The sequence below is a fragment of the Methylosinus sp. H3A genome, from assembly GCF_015709455.1.
Taxonomy (GTDB): domain Bacteria; phylum Pseudomonadota; class Alphaproteobacteria; order Rhizobiales; family Beijerinckiaceae; genus Methylosinus.
In genome coordinates this window covers 594,469-608,572 of record NZ_JADNQW010000005.1, presented here as the reverse complement: position 1 = coordinate 608,572, position 14,104 = coordinate 594,469, and the positions used below count along the sequence as shown (strand labels likewise).

16 protein-coding genes are annotated in these 14,104 nt (G+C 66.1%); 6 read left to right on the top strand and 10 right to left on the bottom strand.

From position 1 onward, the window contains the following. Positions 1-116: 116 nt before the first annotated feature. The 4 genes from IY145_RS05985 to IY145_RS05970 form a co-directional block, all read right to left on the bottom strand. Entirely contained in the window at positions 117-1,100 is a 984-nt protein-coding gene (locus tag IY145_RS05985) for a threonine/serine dehydratase (RefSeq protein WP_196407363.1), read from the bottom strand. Between the two features lies 1 nt (position 1,101). Further along, positions 1,102-1,896 (bottom strand): enoyl-CoA hydratase, encoded by a 795-nt coding sequence (locus IY145_RS05980; RefSeq protein ID WP_196407362.1) that lies wholly within the window; start codon positions 1,894-1,896, stop codon positions 1,102-1,104. Continuing rightward, entirely contained in the window at positions 1,893-3,284 is a 1,392-nt protein-coding gene (locus IY145_RS05975; protein ID WP_196407361.1) for a DUF2252 domain-containing protein, read from the bottom strand. The genes IY145_RS05980 and IY145_RS05975 overlap by 4 nt, the downstream gene beginning before the upstream one ends. A gap of 63 nt (positions 3,285-3,347) precedes the next feature. Then, entirely contained in the window at positions 3,348-3,977 is a 630-nt protein-coding gene (locus tag IY145_RS05970; protein ID WP_196407360.1) for a hypothetical protein, read from the bottom strand. 139 nt (positions 3,978-4,116) lie between these two features. Here IY145_RS05970 and IY145_RS05965 point away from each other — a divergent pair, with 139 nt between their 5' ends. Genes IY145_RS05965 through IY145_RS05955 form a run of 3 tightly spaced genes read left to right on the top strand, consistent with a single transcriptional unit; the run spans position 4,117 to position 5,805 of the window. After that, positions 4,117-4,587: a MarR family winged helix-turn-helix transcriptional regulator gene (locus IY145_RS05965; RefSeq protein WP_210332627.1), complete on the top strand. Its 471-nt coding sequence runs from the start codon at positions 4,117-4,119 to the stop codon at positions 4,585-4,587. Positions 4,588-4,646: 59 nt separating this feature from the next. Beyond that, on the top strand, positions 4,647-5,051 hold the full coding sequence (locus tag IY145_RS05960; protein WP_196407359.1) for a DUF1398 domain-containing protein: 405 nt from the start codon (positions 4,647-4,649) through the stop codon (positions 5,049-5,051). Between the two features lie 40 nt (positions 5,052-5,091). Further along, positions 5,092-5,805 (top strand): HisA/HisF-related TIM barrel protein, encoded by a 714-nt coding sequence (locus tag IY145_RS05955; RefSeq protein ID WP_196407358.1) that lies wholly within the window; start codon positions 5,092-5,094, stop codon positions 5,803-5,805. 59 nt (positions 5,806-5,864) lie between these two features. On the opposite strand, the gene fae (IY145_RS05950) is transcribed toward IY145_RS05955, so the two are convergent. From fae (IY145_RS05950) to mch, 5 genes are all read right to left on the bottom strand, one after another. Then, on the bottom strand, positions 5,865-6,431 hold the full coding sequence (gene fae, locus IY145_RS05950; RefSeq protein WP_246721798.1) for a formaldehyde-activating enzyme: 567 nt from the start codon (positions 6,429-6,431) through the stop codon (positions 5,865-5,867). A gap of 259 nt (positions 6,432-6,690) precedes the next feature. Continuing rightward, positions 6,691-7,200 (bottom strand): formaldehyde-activating enzyme, encoded by a 510-nt coding sequence (gene fae / locus IY145_RS05945; RefSeq protein ID WP_018266692.1) that lies wholly within the window; start codon positions 7,198-7,200, stop codon positions 6,691-6,693. Positions 7,201-7,338: 138 nt separating this feature from the next. Further along, entirely contained in the window at positions 7,339-8,208 is an 870-nt protein-coding gene (locus IY145_RS05940) for a triphosphoribosyl-dephospho-CoA synthase (RefSeq protein WP_196407357.1), read from the bottom strand. Next, the gene (locus tag IY145_RS05935; RefSeq protein ID WP_196407356.1) at positions 8,201-9,172 is read right to left on the bottom strand and encodes a RimK family alpha-L-glutamate ligase; all 972 of its coding nucleotides are present in this window, start codon (positions 9,170-9,172) and stop codon (positions 8,201-8,203) included. The genes IY145_RS05940 and IY145_RS05935 overlap by 8 nt, the downstream gene beginning before the upstream one ends. Further along, the gene (gene mch, locus IY145_RS05930; RefSeq protein ID WP_196407355.1) at positions 9,126-10,103 is read right to left on the bottom strand and encodes a methenyltetrahydromethanopterin cyclohydrolase; all 978 of its coding nucleotides are present in this window, start codon (positions 10,101-10,103) and stop codon (positions 9,126-9,128) included. The genes IY145_RS05935 and mch overlap by 47 nt, the downstream gene beginning before the upstream one ends. A gap of 210 nt (positions 10,104-10,313) precedes the next feature. On the opposite strand from mch, the gene IY145_RS05925 reads away from it, so the two are divergent. Further along, positions 10,314-10,508, top strand: a complete 195-nt coding sequence (locus IY145_RS05925; protein WP_024881060.1) for a hypothetical protein — start codon at positions 10,314-10,316, stop codon at positions 10,506-10,508. A 118-nt stretch (positions 10,509-10,626) separates the two neighbouring features. Here the strand turns inward: IY145_RS05925 and IY145_RS05920 are convergent, their stop codons facing one another. After that, complete coding sequence (locus IY145_RS05920) at positions 10,627-11,244, bottom strand: FMN-dependent NADH-azoreductase (protein WP_196407354.1); 618 nt, start codon at positions 11,242-11,244, stop codon at positions 10,627-10,629. A 77-nt stretch (positions 11,245-11,321) separates the two neighbouring features. On the opposite strand from IY145_RS05920, the gene IY145_RS05915 reads away from it, so the two are divergent. Together IY145_RS05915 and IY145_RS05910 are read left to right on the top strand one after the other, a co-directional pair. Beyond that, entirely contained in the window at positions 11,322-11,732 is a 411-nt protein-coding gene (locus IY145_RS05915) for a winged helix-turn-helix transcriptional regulator (protein ID WP_196407353.1), read from the top strand. A gap of 87 nt (positions 11,733-11,819) precedes the next feature. Continuing rightward, complete coding sequence (locus IY145_RS05910; RefSeq protein ID WP_196407352.1) at positions 11,820-14,102, top strand: hypothetical protein; 2,283 nt, start codon at positions 11,820-11,822, stop codon at positions 14,100-14,102. Positions 14,103-14,104 lie beyond the last annotated feature (2 nt).

Sequence of the window (14,104 nt, the reverse complement as noted above, 5' to 3'; positions counted from 1 at the left end):
AATTTTTCAGCCGCTTGGCGTGGATGGCCGGGACAAGCCCGGCCATGACGGCCGTTGGGTTCGCTATGTGTGAATCCGATTATGCGAAAGCGGGGAAAGGTGAGGGAGGGGGCGCTTCAGCTCGAACGATCGAGAATCGCCGCGAAATCTTTCCGATCGACATTGCCACCGGAGGCGATGACGACCACCGTCTTTCCCGCGAAGCGCTCGTGCTCGATCAACGCGCAGGCGAGCGCCGCGGCGCCGCCGGGCTCCAGCACGATGCGGAAATGTTCGGCGGCGATGCGCATCGCGGCTTCGACTTGCGCATCGCTCGCCGCGAGCCCTTGCGCGTTGCAGGCGAGCAGAATGGGCAGCGTGTGACGGCCGGGAGTCGGCGCGAGCAGAGCGTCACAGATCGAGCCGGTGAGCGCGGCGTTCGCCTGCGCGGCGCCGCTCTCCAGCGAGCGGCGCATATCGTCGAAGCCCGCGGGCTCCGCCGTGAACATCAGCGGCGTGCGCTCGAAGAGTTGCAACGTCAGCGCAATGCCGCAGGCGAGCCCGCCGCCGCTGCAGGCGGCGATGATCGCATCCGGCGCAATGTCCTTTGCGCGCGTCTGCGCGAAAATCTCGAGGCCGATGGTTCCCTGTCCGGCGATGGTGCGCGGATCGTCGTACGGGTGGATGAAGCGCAGCCCATCCTGCTCGGCGAGGCGGCGCGTCATCGCGTCGCGATCATTGCTCAGCCGATCATAGAATTCGACGCGCGCGCCGAGCGCCTGCGTGCGCTCGAGTTTTACGCGCGGCGCGCCGCGCGGCATCACGATCGTCGCTGAAACGCCCATCGCGCGCGCGGCGAAAGCGACGGCCTGCGCGTGATTGCCGGAGGAGACGGCGATGACGCCGCGGCGGCGCTCCTCTTCCGTCAATTGCAATATTTGATTGAAGGCGCCGCGCAGCTTGAAAGCGCCGATCGGCTGCAGATTTTCCGCCTTCACGAGCAGATGAAAGCCGATCTCTTCGTCGAGCAGCGGCGCCGTGAGCAATGGCGTCGTTTCGACATGCGGAGCGATGCGCGCGGCCGCGGCTTCGATGTCGGCGAGAGTGAGCGGCGCAGTCATTTCAACTCCCTTTGAATTTCGGCTCACGCTTCTCGAGAAAAGCCGTGCGGCCCTCGGCGTAATCGGCGCTGTCGAAGCAGGCGGCGGTGAGCCTCTCGCAGTCTTCCGCCGAAAGCGCATGCGGCAATCCCGCGGCGCGTCTTATCGCCGCCTTGGCGGCGCGCAGAGTGAGCGGCGCATTGGCGGCGACGCCTTTGGCGATATTTGCGATGGCCTGGTCGAAACTCTCCTTCGGCAGCACGCGCGAGACGAAGCCCGCCGCGCGCGCTTCCTCGGCGTCTATGCGCCGCGCTGTGAAGAACAGGTCCATCGCCGTCTGCGGGCCGACGGCCGCGACGACATAGCTCATGGCTTCCGGCGGATAGCCGACGCCGAGCCGTCCCGCCGGAATGCCGAACACCGAGCCTTCCGCCGCTATGCGCAGATCGCAGGCGGCGGCGAGGCCCATGCCGCCGCCCATGCAAAAGCCGGCGATCGCCGCGATCACCGGCTTGCCCAGTCGCGACAGCGCGTCGAAGGCCTCGACATTGGCTTGCTCATAGGCGCGTCCGCCTTCCGCCGTCGCGCGCACGGTGGAGAATTCCGAAATATCGGCGCCGGAGCAGAAGGGGAGATTCGGCGCGCCGGTCAGCACGACGACGCGCACGGTCTCGTCCGCGTCGAGTGCTGCGAGCAGCGAGGGCAGGGCGCGCCACATGGAGAAGTCGAAAGCGTTGCGGCGCTCGGCATTGTCGATGAGGATGCGCGCGACGCCTTCCGCGATGACGGCGTGCAGCTTCGATGTCGAATCATTCATCGGCCTTTGTCGCTCCCTTGGGATTCGTCATTCGCCCGCGCGCGCCAGGCGAGGAATTCTGCGTGATCGCATGTGTTGCGCGCGGCGTAGAGCATGGCGAAGGAGGCCATGGCGTCGTCGAAGACCGCGCTCTTGCCCATATAGCCGCAGATGATGGCGGGGTCGGCCGAGCGCGCATGGGCGCGCGCCAGCACGCGGCCGCAGAGCGTGGCGTAATCGTCGAGCGCATGTTCCTCGAAGAGCTCCGCGACCGAGTCGAGGCGCCGGTTCTTCAAATGACGCACGTAGAAATGGCGGCCCGTGGCCTCGTCCTTCGTCCAGCCGAGGAAGAGATCGGTCGAGGCCTGCATCACGCGCTGGCCATGGACGACGCGCTTGCCCTGCGGCTCTTTCCATTGCGCCGCGGCCTCGGGCGCGAGCCGCGCCAGCACGGAGGGGCGCGCCTCCTTGAGCTGCAGGAACAAGGGCTCGTCGTCCGCAGTGGCGAAGAGGCCGATCGCGCAAAATGTGCCGACGCTGCCGACGCCGACGACCTTGAACGCCGTATCCGACAGCTCGTAGCGGCGCAGCAGCGCGACCACTTCCGGATTGAGCGTCGCGCCGCAGCCCGCGAACATGGCGGGTATGTCGAAACGCGTCGCGACGTCGCCACCATTGCCGACATGATAGATGAGCGGCGGGCGCTCCTCTATGCGCAGGCCCATGGGCGTCGATTCGAGATGCGGGAAATTCTCGTCCTCGCGGTCGGGCCGCGTCGCCGCGACGAGCCCGCGCAATTTGCGCGCGAGGCGCTCGTGCAAGCCGTCCGCTATATGGACGAGATCGATGCGGTCGCGCCACGCCTTCAGCGGCGAGAGGCGAGAGAGGCTGCGCATATGTTGGCGATAGCCCCGCGCCGCGAGCTCGGCGGCGTGGCGCGCGCGCTTGTCGGAACGCCCCGCATCGAGCGCGGCGACGGCGAAGCTCGCGCAGAGGCGCCGCAGATCGACGGTGAAGTCGATATTGGGCAAGGTCTCGTCGAAATCGTTTATGTCGAAGAGCACATTGCCCTCCGACGACAAGAGCGCGCCGAAATTCATCAAATGGCAATCGCCGCAAGATTGCGCCGCGAGGCCCGGCGTCGGCAGAGCGGCGAGGTCTTCCGCCATGATCGAGGCCGCGCCACGCAGGAAGGCGAAGGGCGAATGCGCCATTCGTTCATAGCGAATGGGCAGCAGCGAGGCGACGCGTCCCGCGTCGGTGGCGGCGAGTATGGCGGTGGGGTCGCGCTCTACGGGCGAGAAATCCGCGAGACTCTCGCGCGGCGCGAAACGGCGCCGCTCCTTGCCCGCGGCGTAGCGCTCGGCGAAAACACGATGGCGCGAAGACACGGCTCTATGATCCTGCATCGCAATTCTCCGCGGCGTAAGTTCTTCGAACGAAATTTCCGCAGCGACGCGCTCTAGCGAATTCTAATCGATCGCCGCCTCGATCACGCGCGCCAGAGCGCCGAGCCTCTGCTCGATGAGCGCCGGCGTCTCACAGACATAGGATAGCGCATGGCGCCGCTCGTCGAAGACGCGCAGATCCCATTGCAGGGCCTCGCTGGCGTCCTTGAGCTTTTGCGCATCTTGCGAGGCCTTGTCCTGTGAGGCCTTGTCTTGCTCGGCGCGCAGAGTCTGCGTCTCCTCGCGCAGCCTATCGGCGAGCTGCTTCTGCTTCGCGCCATAGCGATCGAGCCCTGCGAGCACCGCATGGCGCTCGGCTTCGAGCGTGTCATAGACGCCGGCGAACAGCGCCGTCAGCCGTTCCTTGCGCTTGTCCCCAGCCGCAGTGGCGAAGTCTCCGACGAGCTTTTGCGCCGTCTCTATCGGCGTGCGCCGCGCGCTGATGCGGGCGACGAGATCGCCGAGGGCGGCGTCGTCGCGCCAGCTCGTGGCGCCGTCGATCGACGGCCCGGTCCAGACGCCGGCGACGGCCACGCTCTGCACCTTCACTTGCCGGCAGGGCCAATCGCTCTGCCCCGCGGCTTGCGGCTGCGCATGCGCCGCGCCGGCGCAGCAAAGAGCGAGAGCCAGAGAGGCGAAGATGGAACGCTTCATGGGGGACGATCTGCGGCTGTGGGCGAGGAGCCTTCGTTTACGCCTTTTTGCGGCGCGCCGCAAAGGCGCGCGAAATGTCTCACATTCACGAATCTGGTTGACTAGGCAACCATCTAGATTTAGTTTCCTAGGAAATCATATGAGGCTCTCGCTCGTGTCTTCTCGCGTCTCCCGGCTCACCGACCATCTCGGCTTCTGGCTGCGGCAAGTCTCGAATCACGTGTCGCATGGCTTCGCGCGAAAGCTCGCCGACAAGGATGTCACCGTCGCCGAATGGGGACTGATGCGCGTGCTGTACGGCAGGGAGCCGAGCGCTCCGAGCCGGTTGGCGAATGAGATGGGACTGACGCGCGGGGCGATCACGAAGCTCGCCGATCGCCTGATCGCCAAAGCGTTCGTCATTCGCGAGGCCAGCAAGAATGACGGGCGGGCGCAAACGCTGAGGCTCACAGCCAAAGGCGCCAAATTCGTGCCGGAGTTGGCCGCTCTCGCCGACAAAAACGAGATCGAGTGCTTCGCGCATCTCTCCGATGACGACCGACGCACGCTCCAGCGCATTCTCGGCGAGACCGTCGCGCGACTCGGCCTCACCAAAATGCCTCTCGACTGAAGTCTTTTGTTTTGATGCGTTTTCAGCGCCGAACCGCCCCCTCGAACGAAGGAGAGCTCATGACTACGCCGCTATCCGAAATCGCCGAAAACTGTCTGCGCGCCGCCGAAAGCGACAGCATGACATTTCCCGAGATCGTGGGAAAGCTGATGCATGCAGGGTTCGAGAGTTATGCGATCGACTTCCGCCGCGCGACGGCGACCTATTATTCGCCCGATGGCGACAGCATCGCCCTCCCGACGCGTCGTCATCGCACGCCGATCGCCGCCTCTCTGGACGCCGCCGTCGTGCAGGCGGCGATCAGGGAGGCCCAGCAATCGGCTCCCGGCTACACATATTCGGGGTTCTGCGAAAAGGTGATGGCCGGCGGCTGCTGTGGCTATGTGGTTTCCTTCTCCGGGCGCCGCGCCGTCTATTTCGGGCGCACCGCCGAGACCCATGTCGAATGTTTCCCGCAAGGCTGAGGATCGCGCGCCGGCGGACGATCCTCTATAAGGCGCGCCTATGCGGATCATTCCGGTCATCGATCTGAAGGGCGGCCATGTCGTGCGGGCCTTTCGCGGCGAGCGCGCGTCCTACGCGCCGATCGTCACGCCGCTCGCCGCCGGCAGCGCGCCGGAGGCGGTCGTCGCCGGATTTCTGCGCTTGCATGATTTCGATACGATCTATGTCGCCGATCTCGACGCCATAGAGCGGCGCGGCGATCACGGCGCGGCGATCGATGCGCTGGCGCAGCGTTTTCCGCAAATCTGTTTCTGGGTCGACAATGGCGCCGAAAGCGAGCCTGCCGACTCGCGGTCCGATGCGGCGCCTGGACCGCGAGCCTTCGGGCTCGCCAATCTCTTTCCCGTCATCGGCAGCGAAAGTCTCGCGCAGAATGTCGCCCCCGATCTCTCGCATGAGGCGCGCGCCATTCTCTCGCTCGATTTTCGCGGCGACGCCTTTCTGGGGCCCCGCGATCTGTTGGATAATCCGCAACTCTGGCCGCCGCGCGTCATCGCCATGACTCTGGCGCGCGTCGGCGCCTTCGCCGGGCCAGACCTCGCGCTATTGTCGTCGCTGGCGCGCCGCGCGCAGGGCAGGGAAATCTACGCCGCCGGCGGGCTGCGTGATGCGCGCGATCTCGAGCGGCTCGCGCAGATCGGCGTCGCCGGCGTGCTCGTCGCCTCGGCATTGCATGACGGGCGGCTGTCGCGAGACGATCTTCGCAGCGCATAAAAAGAAAGAGGAGCCGCGATCGGCGGCTCCTCTTTGGTCGATAGACATATGTCCGCGCCTTACTCGGCGGCGGCGAAGGGGTGCTTGGCGGTCACGCGCTCGGAGAGCACGCGAGAGGCGCTCGGATCGCCCTTCAGCGCGCGGGCGATGGCTTCCTTCGTGGCGCGATAGTTGAAGTCCTGGATCTTCTGATCGTCATTGGCTTCCCAATGAATGAACACGCCGACCGAAATGAAGAGGTCTTCGGCCTGCTCGATCGGGATGATCCCTTCCGCGACGCTGTCGGCGACGGCCTTGGCGACGCCATACTGCGCCGGGCCGAACATCTGAACGGCCTGCTTGGCGTTCTTGATGGTCACTTTGTTGAAGAGGATCGTATAGGGCTTGACCAGAAGGTTCGGCGCGACGACGGCGAGCAGAGTGGTGAAGCCGTCCTTATTGTTGACCAGCGCATTGGCGAAGGCCGTCTCGGCGGAGCTGCCGCGCGGTCCGATCAGCAGGTCGATATGCGCGACCTCATTGCCCTCGCCGACGAGCGATTCGCCGACCAGAAGTTTCGGCGTGGAGGAACCGGCGCCGGCCTTCGGAAAGAGGGCGCCCAAAATCTTATCCAGTATCGAAGCCATATTCGATTTCCTTTCGGTCTGTTCGTCACGCCTTGGCGGCGTTGTTCTCGGCCTGCGCGAGGCCCCCCAATCTCGCTGCAACTTCCGTCAGGAAGCCGACTGGTGACGCGCCGACCGCGGATCGATTCGCTTCAATTCGAGTCGACGAAGAGGAGCCGCGGACGGCTCCTCGAAAATCACGGCGACGGGCGCCGCATCGCAGCGAAGCTGCGGCGCGCGGGATGCGCGCCGTCGCTCGCCAGCCGACCGAGCGATGAGCTCAGTTGGCGCCGAAAGGATGCTTGACGTCGTTGCGCTTGGCGACGACCTCGGCGGCCTTCGGCTCGCCCTTGACGGCGCGCGCGATGGCTTCCTTCGTGGCCTGATAGTTGTACTCCTGGATCTTCTTGTCGTCGTTGGCTTCCCAATGGATGAACACGCCGACCGAGATGAACAGGTCATCGGCCTCGGCGAGCGGGATCACGCCTTCGGCGACGGAGTCGGCGACGGCCTTGGCGACGCCGGCCTGAGCCGGTCCGAACATCTGAACGGCCTGCTTGGCGTTCTTGATGGTGACCTTGTTGAAGAGGATCGTGTTCGGCTTGGCCAGCAGATTCGGCGCAACGACGGCGAGCAGCGTGGTGAAGCCGTCCTTGTTGTTGACGAGCGCATTGGCGAAGGCGGTCTCGGCCGCGCTGCCGCGCGGTCCGATCAGGAGGTCGATGTGAGCGACTTCATTGCCTTCGCCGACGAGCGACTCGCCGACCAGGAGCTTGTTGATCAGGGCCATGTTTCTTCCTTTCGATAAACTCGACTTATCGCCCGCGCGGCTGCCGACGCGGGCGCCTCCCTCTGTCTCGCCGGCGTCAGGCCGAAATGCGGCCGAGCCGGTCGAGCCGGTCGCGAGACCATCTCGCGCGGCGCGAACTCAACCATTTTTGTGGACGTTCGGCAAGATGGCGAGCAGATAATCGACAAAAAGCGCGGCGACCGTCAGGTCCGCGCAGGCGCCCGGATTATAGCCGCTTTTTTTGAGAGAACGATCCAGTTCCAGAGCGATCCGAAACATGGAGTCTCTATCGTCGACGGCGTCTAGAAGAGAAGCCGCTTCTTGAAAGCGCGTCAAGGTCTCTTTGGCGACTTTTTCGCCGAATTTCCGCTGGATATGCGTGTCGGGAAATTGTCGCGCGTAAGTCATGAAGAGATGGAGCGTCGTCATCGCCCTGTCGTGGCCGCGCGCCCTGGAGCGCCTTATCGCCTCTCGGCCGACCACAAAAATCTCGGCGAATCCATTCACATATTGGCGCGCCACGAGGTCGCGATCGGCGGCGAGCGCCATCGCCTCGCGCAAGGAGATTCGCGCCGGCTCGGTCACATCATGCTGCGGCGCGGCGCCGAGTCCGGCGGGCGAGGCGCGTAAAATCGCGCGAAAAGCGAGATCGGCGTCGGCCGAATCGAGCGCGCCCAGCGTCGCCGCCAGTCTGTCGGCGAGGGGGGCGTCGCCCTCCTGCATCGCCGCATGAGCGAGCGGCGCGCAGAGCAGGACGATGCCGAGATTGGTGTTGCAGCCGACGCGCGCCCAGGTCGCCTCCACCGCGTCGAGGATGCGGGCGCCGACGCGCGCGCCGGGCGCGCTGAGGCGCGGCGCGGCGGCCTTCGCGCTGGCGACGAAATCCTGCGCCTCCATGCCATGGCCGGGGGCGAATATGTGGACATTGCCGGGCTTGGGCGCGGCGAGCTCGTCCTCGCAGGCGGCGATGAAGGCGCGCGCGATTTGTTCCGAAAGGGACTCAGCCATGGGCGCGGCGCGCGGCGGCGCCGACCGCCGCCATTATGTCGCCGGCGATGCGCTCGGCGATCTGGAAAGGGGTCACGCTCTGCAGCCCGCTCCATCCCGGCATGCTGTTGACCTCCAGCACCATGGGCAGGCCGTCCGCGCCGCTGATGATGTCGACGCCGGCGAAATCCGCGCCCAGGGCGGCGGTGGCGCGCAGCGCCAATTCGCGCTCGCGCGCCGTCGGCTCGCAGGCGCAAGGCTTTGCGCCCTGGCGCACATTGGTGATCCAGCGCCGCGAGCGCCGCCGCATCGCGCCGATGATCTCGCCATGCGAAACGAGAATGCGCATATCCTCGTACCACACGTCCCGCGGCGGGACGAAGCGCTGCAGATAGAAGACGCCGCGCGCTTCTTCCTTCGTCGGCAGATCCTCCTCGCGGCGAATGAGCTTCAGCCCCCAGCCCTGCGCGCCGAACAGCGGCTTCAGCACTAGCGGCGCGAGCCCGCATTCGCTGCGGATGATGCGCAGCGCCTCGCTGCGCGAGCCGGTCACGAAGGTGGCGGGAGTCGGGATGCGCGCGGCGGCGAGCAGAAAGCTCGCGGCGGATTTGTCGGTGCAGCGCTCGATCGCGCGCGCGCTATTGACCAGCGGAACGCCGAGCGCGTCGAGCGCGTGCAGCACGCCGAGCCGCAGCGTGATCGTCTCCAGCGAGCCGTCGCCGATCGCGCGCACGACGGCGGCGTCCGGCAGGCCGCCGTGAAAGCCTGGAATGGCGAGCGCCTGCGGTCGTGTCGTGTCGATCTTGCAGGCGCCGAGCCGCACGGGAATGGCCCGCGCGCCGTGACGCGCGAAGCCCTTGATGAGGCGCTCGACATGCCAGTCGAGCTCGTCGGTGAAGATCGCGATGCGCGGCGCCCCCTCACGGGGGCGCGCGGGCTCAGCCGAAAGAGGCTTCGAGCAGTTTTTCGTCGATGGCTCCGCCACGGAAAGTCTCGCCTGTCTCCACTGCCGTCACGATCGCCTCGGCGGGCGAGAACAGGCTGGGGTCGATCTTGTAGAAGTCGCCCTTATACGCTTTGAAAATTTCCGCGAAAGGCTGTCCGTAGTCGCGCGAGGTCGAGCTCGGCAGTTTCTCGGCCAGCTCCTTGGCCGCCGCCGCCGATCCGCGCACGAAGAGATGGGCGCGGCCGGAATAGATGATCGCGTCATTGGTGCGGCCCATGGCCGTGACGAAATCCGGATGCGGCGGCGAGAGCGGCGCGGCAGCGATGCCGTCCACAATATGCTCGAGCGGGAATTTCAGCTCATGCGCCTTGTGCAGCGCCACCTCGAGCACGCGGCCGACCACCTGCACGCTGCCGGCGAGGCTCTGCGTCGGCGCATAGATGAAGGCGAGCTTGTCGGGAGAGACGCCGCAATCATTGGCGACCTTGGCCACGACGGCCTCCGGCGGCGGCGCGCCGGCCTCGAGCACGATGGTCGAGCGATCGGCGGAGTCCTTGTAGGGAAGCTCCTGGAACAGCGCCTCCTTGCGCGCCAGCGAACGGCCGGGGCCGGAGCCGAGCGCGAAGAATTTCTCATGGGAAAGGCTCCAGCCGGCATATTGGCTGGCGAGGCAGGCCACGACCGGGTCATTGCTGGAGACAGTCAGCCAGAAGGGCCAGTTCTTCTGGCCCGGCGCCGGCGAGAGCGTGACCTTGCCGAGGCCGCCGAGGCAGATTTCCGTGAGCAGAAGGCCCGCGTCCAGGCCGCCGGCGACTTTGGCGCCGGCGTCGATCAGCAGCTCTCCGAGGCTTCCGCGCGAAACGGCGAGGCGATAGCGCTCCACTCCCGCGACGAGCCGGTCGACGATCTCGCCCGCCAACACATTGACGCTCGCCGTGGCGCGCCCGCTCGTATCCAATGTCCCTGTCACGTCTTTTGTCCTCGATTGGGGACCGGCTCCCCGCGCCGGCCGAAATTGCGGCGCGACTTTACTAAGCTTTCGTCCCGGGCGAAAGCCGCGCCGGGCGAAAGGCCTGTCACTCCCCCGTCAAGAGACTCTCACGAGAGCATTACACGCCGCTGCTAGAGAGAAGGCGTGATGCGGCGTCGAGAGCGACTCTTTTCTCGAGGAGAAGCGCAAATGGCCGACAATATCGCGGAAAAGTCCGGCGAGGCCGGCAAGAAGGACAATAACACTGGCAAGCTGATCGTCGGCGGCATAGCGGCGGTCATCGGCGGGGTGGTGGGCTATGGCCTCCTGGGCGGCCCGGCCATCCTCGCCAGCGCAGTGGTTTTCGGGTTGATCGGGGCGGCGCTGGGCTCCGTGTTCGACTGAACGCGTCGGTTGCGTGTGGCGTCGCGAGTCGCCGCCAATTCGGCGGCAGAGTAATTATAGAACCAAGCAATTTTCCCCTCAGGTCGCGGCCCCGCGTCTCTCCGCGGGGCCGTTTTTTTCACGCGGCCGCGAGTGCGGCGATATCGCGGCGGGCGGCGGCGAGCGCCTCCTTCTTCTGCGTCTCGCCGAGGGCGACGCCCTCGGCGCGGATGAAGGCGAAATCGGTCACGCCGAGATTGCCGAAGGTCGTGCGCAGATAGGCCTCCTGATGGTCTTGCTCCGAACGCGCGGAATCCGCGCCGTAGAGACTGCCGCGCGTCGAGACGACGATGACGCGCTTGCCGGCGACGAGCCCCTGAATGCCCGATTGCGTATAGGCGAAGGTCTTGCCGGGGACGACGAGATGGTCGATCCAGCCGCGCAATTGCGTGGGAATCGAGAAATTATACATTGGCGCGCCGATGACGACGATATCGGCCGCGAGAAACTCCTCGAGCAGCTCGCGAGCGGCCGAAAGATCGGCCCGCAGGGTCGCATCCTCGGGCTCCGCGCCACTGGCGCGCGCGAAAAACAGGGCGCTGGAGAGCGTCGGCGGCGCCACGGCGGCGACGTCGCGATAGGCGATCTCGAGGCCGGGAATATCGCCACGCAACTTGTCCACCAGCTCGGCGGTGAGGCTCCGGCTCAATGATTTTTCTCCGAGAATGCTCGAATCGACGTGCAAAAGGCGGGTCATGGGGCTCGCTCCTGGTATAAACTGGTAACTTAGGCTAGTTTGCTCCCTGTCGCCGGGACGCGCAAGGAGGCACATTTTTGGAACGCGGTCACATTCATGTTCCCGCTCAATGCGGGCGCATCGCGGCCATTCTGTCGCGGATCGGCGACAAATGGACGGTGCTGGTCGTCGAATCGCTCGGCGACGGGCCTTTGCGCTTCAACGAGCTGCGGCGGCGCATCGGCGGCATCTCGCAGCGCATGCTGACTCTGACGCTGCGCGCGGCCGAGCGCGACGGTTTCGTCACGCGCACGGTCTATCCCATAATTCCGCCCCGCGTCGATTATGAGCTGACGCCGCTCGGCCGCTCGCTGCGCGAGCCGCTGCATCGGCTCGGCGATTGGGCGCTCGAACATGTCGAGACGATAGAGGACTCGCGGCGCCGCTTCGACGCCGAGGCGGAAAAGCAGGCCGCTGCGCCACGGCCGCAGCGCGCTGTCGGCGCCTGAGCGCGCCACCGCGGCCTTCTCCTTTGCGCTTTTGAAAAAATCATGCGCAATGCGGCGCGAGTGAGATTCGTCGGAGTGAGCCCAGAAGTGACCGAGCGTCCGCAGACCAATGTTTCCTATGGCGCCGCGGCGCTCGTCTTTCTGGCGGCGGCGGTGGTGCTCGCCTTTCCTTGGGCGTCCGGCCGGGTCACGATCCCCTGGGACGCCAAGGCGCATTTCCAGCCGCAATTCGCCTTTCTCGCGCATGCGCTGCATTCGGGCCAGTCGCCCTTCTGGACGCCCAATGTCTTCGCCGGCTCGCCGCAGGTGGCCGATCCGCAATCGCTGATCTTCTCGCCCTTCTTCCTCATCGCCGCCTGGCTCGTTCCCGAGCCCTCTTTCGCGCTCGAGGACGGCATCGTCTTCGCCATGCTGGCGATGGGCGGCCTCGCCTTCATCGCCTATTTCCGCGATCGCAAAATTTCGGCGGAAGGCGCGCTGCTCTGTGCGCTGGCTTTCGCCTTCGGCGGCTCGGCCGCCTGGCGCATTCAGCATACGGGGCAGGTGATGAGCCTCGCCTGGTTCCCCGTGACTTTGTTCCTGCTCGCGCGCGCGCTCGATCGCCGCTCGGCGCAATGGGGGGCCTATGCGGGCGTGGCGGCGGCCTTTCTCGTGCTCGGACGCGATCAGGTCGCCTTTCTCGAGGTTCTCGTCCTCTCGGCCTACGCCGTCTTCCGCGTCTTTTCCGACGACGCGAAGATTTCCACAGCCATCGCGCCGCTCGCGGCCGGCGCGGCCTGCGGCGTCGCGATTATCATCGTTCCGCTCTTGCTGACGATGGAGCTGGCGTCACAATCCAACCGGCCGGCCATCGATCTCGAAGGCGCATTGCGCGGCTCGCTGCATCCGGCCTCGCTCCTCACTTTCGTCTCGGCCAATCTCTTCGGCACGGATGGTCCGCTCGCGAATTTCTGGGGCCCGCCCGCGCTGATCTTCGGCTCGCCGGATCTCTTCCTCGCCCGCAACATGTGCGACGTCTACATCGGCGCGCTGCCGCTGGTCGCGCTCATCGCCCTGGCGCGGCATGGCCTGCCGTCGAATCGGGAGATCGGTTTCTTCACGGCGACGGCGCTGGCGCTGCTGCTCTATGCGCTCGGCCGTTTCACGCCGGCCTTTGCGCTGATGTTCCATATTCCCGGCGTCGATCTCTTCCGCCGTCCGGCCGACGCCACTTTCCCGCTTTGCGCCGTGCTCGCCATTCTCGCGGGCTTTGGCCTTCATGTCGTCGCCAATGCGCCGAGCAAGCCGCCGCTGCGCTTCCTCGCGGCGGTGCTGGTCGCGCTGTTCGCCCTCGCCCTTCTGCTCGCCTGGAGCAAGGACCATCTCGCCGCCGCTCTATTGCCGCTCGCCGAGAGCGCCGGCTTCGTGGCGCTGGCCTCTCTCGTCGTCGCTTTCGCGCCCTGGCTCAGGGCGCGTCGCTATGCGCTGCTCGCCGCGGTCGGCGCGACGATGACGCTCGATCTCGCCTTCAACAACGGCCCCAATGAATCGACGGCGCTGCCGCCGCAGAATTTCGACGTGCTGCGCGAGGGCACGCAAAACGACACGATCGCTCTGCTGCGCGCGCGCCTCGCCGCGACTGCGGCGCCGGACCGGCGCGACCGCGCCGAGCTCGCGGGCATCGATTTCCACTGGCCCAACGCCTCGCTGGTGCATGGCTTCGATCAGGAGTTCGGCTATAATCCGGTGCGCCTGCGCCTGCTCGAGGATGCGACTGGCGCCGGCGATCATCTCGCGCTTCCCGATCAGCGCGTCTTCTCCAAGCTCTATCCCTCCTATCGCTCGACGCTCGCCGATCTCATGGGGCTGCGCTTCATCGCGACCGGCGTGCCGATCGAGGAGATCGACAAGAATTTGAAACCCGGCGATCTCGAATTCATCGGGCGCACCAAGGACGCTTACGTCTATGAGAACAAGCGCGCGCTGCCGCGCGTGCTGCTCGCAACCTGCGCCTCGCGCGCCGATTTCGCGCAGATGATCGAGGATGGCGTGTGGCCCGATCTCGATTATCGCGCCAGCGTGCTGCTGGAGGAGCCGCCCGTCTGCCGCCATTCGCGGCCGGAGGAGGGGGAGGCGAGCGGCGCGCGCATCCGCTCCTATGCGAATACGGAAGTCATCATCGACGCCGATGTTCCGCATGGCGGCGGCTATGTCGTGCTGAACGATATTTTCCATCCGTCCTGGACGGCGCAGATCGACGGCGAGCCGGCGGATATTCTGCGCGCCAATGTGATGTTCCGCGCCGTCGCCGTGCCCCAGGGCAAGCATGAGGTGCGTTTCGTCTTCCGGCCCTTCGACGAGCTGTGGCGGCGGCTGACGGGGCGGCGCTAGAT

Coding starts and splice junctions, on each gene's coding strand:
- IY145_RS05985 (WP_196407363.1), bottom strand. CDS start 1,100: ATGACTGCGCCGCTCACTCTCGCCGACATCGAAGCCGCGGCCGCGCGC.
- IY145_RS05980 (WP_196407362.1), bottom strand. CDS start 1,896: ATGAATGATTCGACATCGAAGCTGCACGCCGTCATCGCGGAAGGCGTC.
- IY145_RS05975 (WP_196407361.1), bottom strand. CDS start 3,284: ATGCAGGATCATAGAGCCGTGTCTTCGCGCCATCGTGTTTTCGCCGAG.
- IY145_RS05970 (WP_196407360.1), bottom strand. CDS start 3,977: ATGAAGCGTTCCATCTTCGCCTCTCTGGCTCTCGCTCTTTGCTGCGCC.
- IY145_RS05965 (WP_210332627.1), top strand. CDS start 4,117: ATGAGGCTCTCGCTCGTGTCTTCTCGCGTCTCCCGGCTCACCGACCAT.
- IY145_RS05960 (WP_196407359.1), top strand. CDS start 4,647: ATGACTACGCCGCTATCCGAAATCGCCGAAAACTGTCTGCGCGCCGCC.
- IY145_RS05955 (WP_196407358.1), top strand. CDS start 5,092: ATGCGGATCATTCCGGTCATCGATCTGAAGGGCGGCCATGTCGTGCGG.
- fae (WP_246721798.1), bottom strand. CDS start 6,431: ATGGCTTCGATACTGGATAAGATTTTGGGCGCCCTCTTTCCGAAGGCC.
- fae (WP_018266692.1), bottom strand. CDS start 7,200: ATGGCCCTGATCAACAAGCTCCTGGTCGGCGAGTCGCTCGTCGGCGAA.
- IY145_RS05940 (WP_196407357.1), bottom strand. CDS start 8,208: ATGGCTGAGTCCCTTTCGGAACAAATCGCGCGCGCCTTCATCGCCGCC.
- IY145_RS05925 (WP_024881060.1), top strand. CDS start 10,314: ATGGCCGACAATATCGCGGAAAAGTCCGGCGAGGCCGGCAAGAAGGAC.
- IY145_RS05920 (WP_196407354.1), bottom strand. CDS start 11,244: ATGACCCGCCTTTTGCACGTCGATTCGAGCATTCTCGGAGAAAAATCA.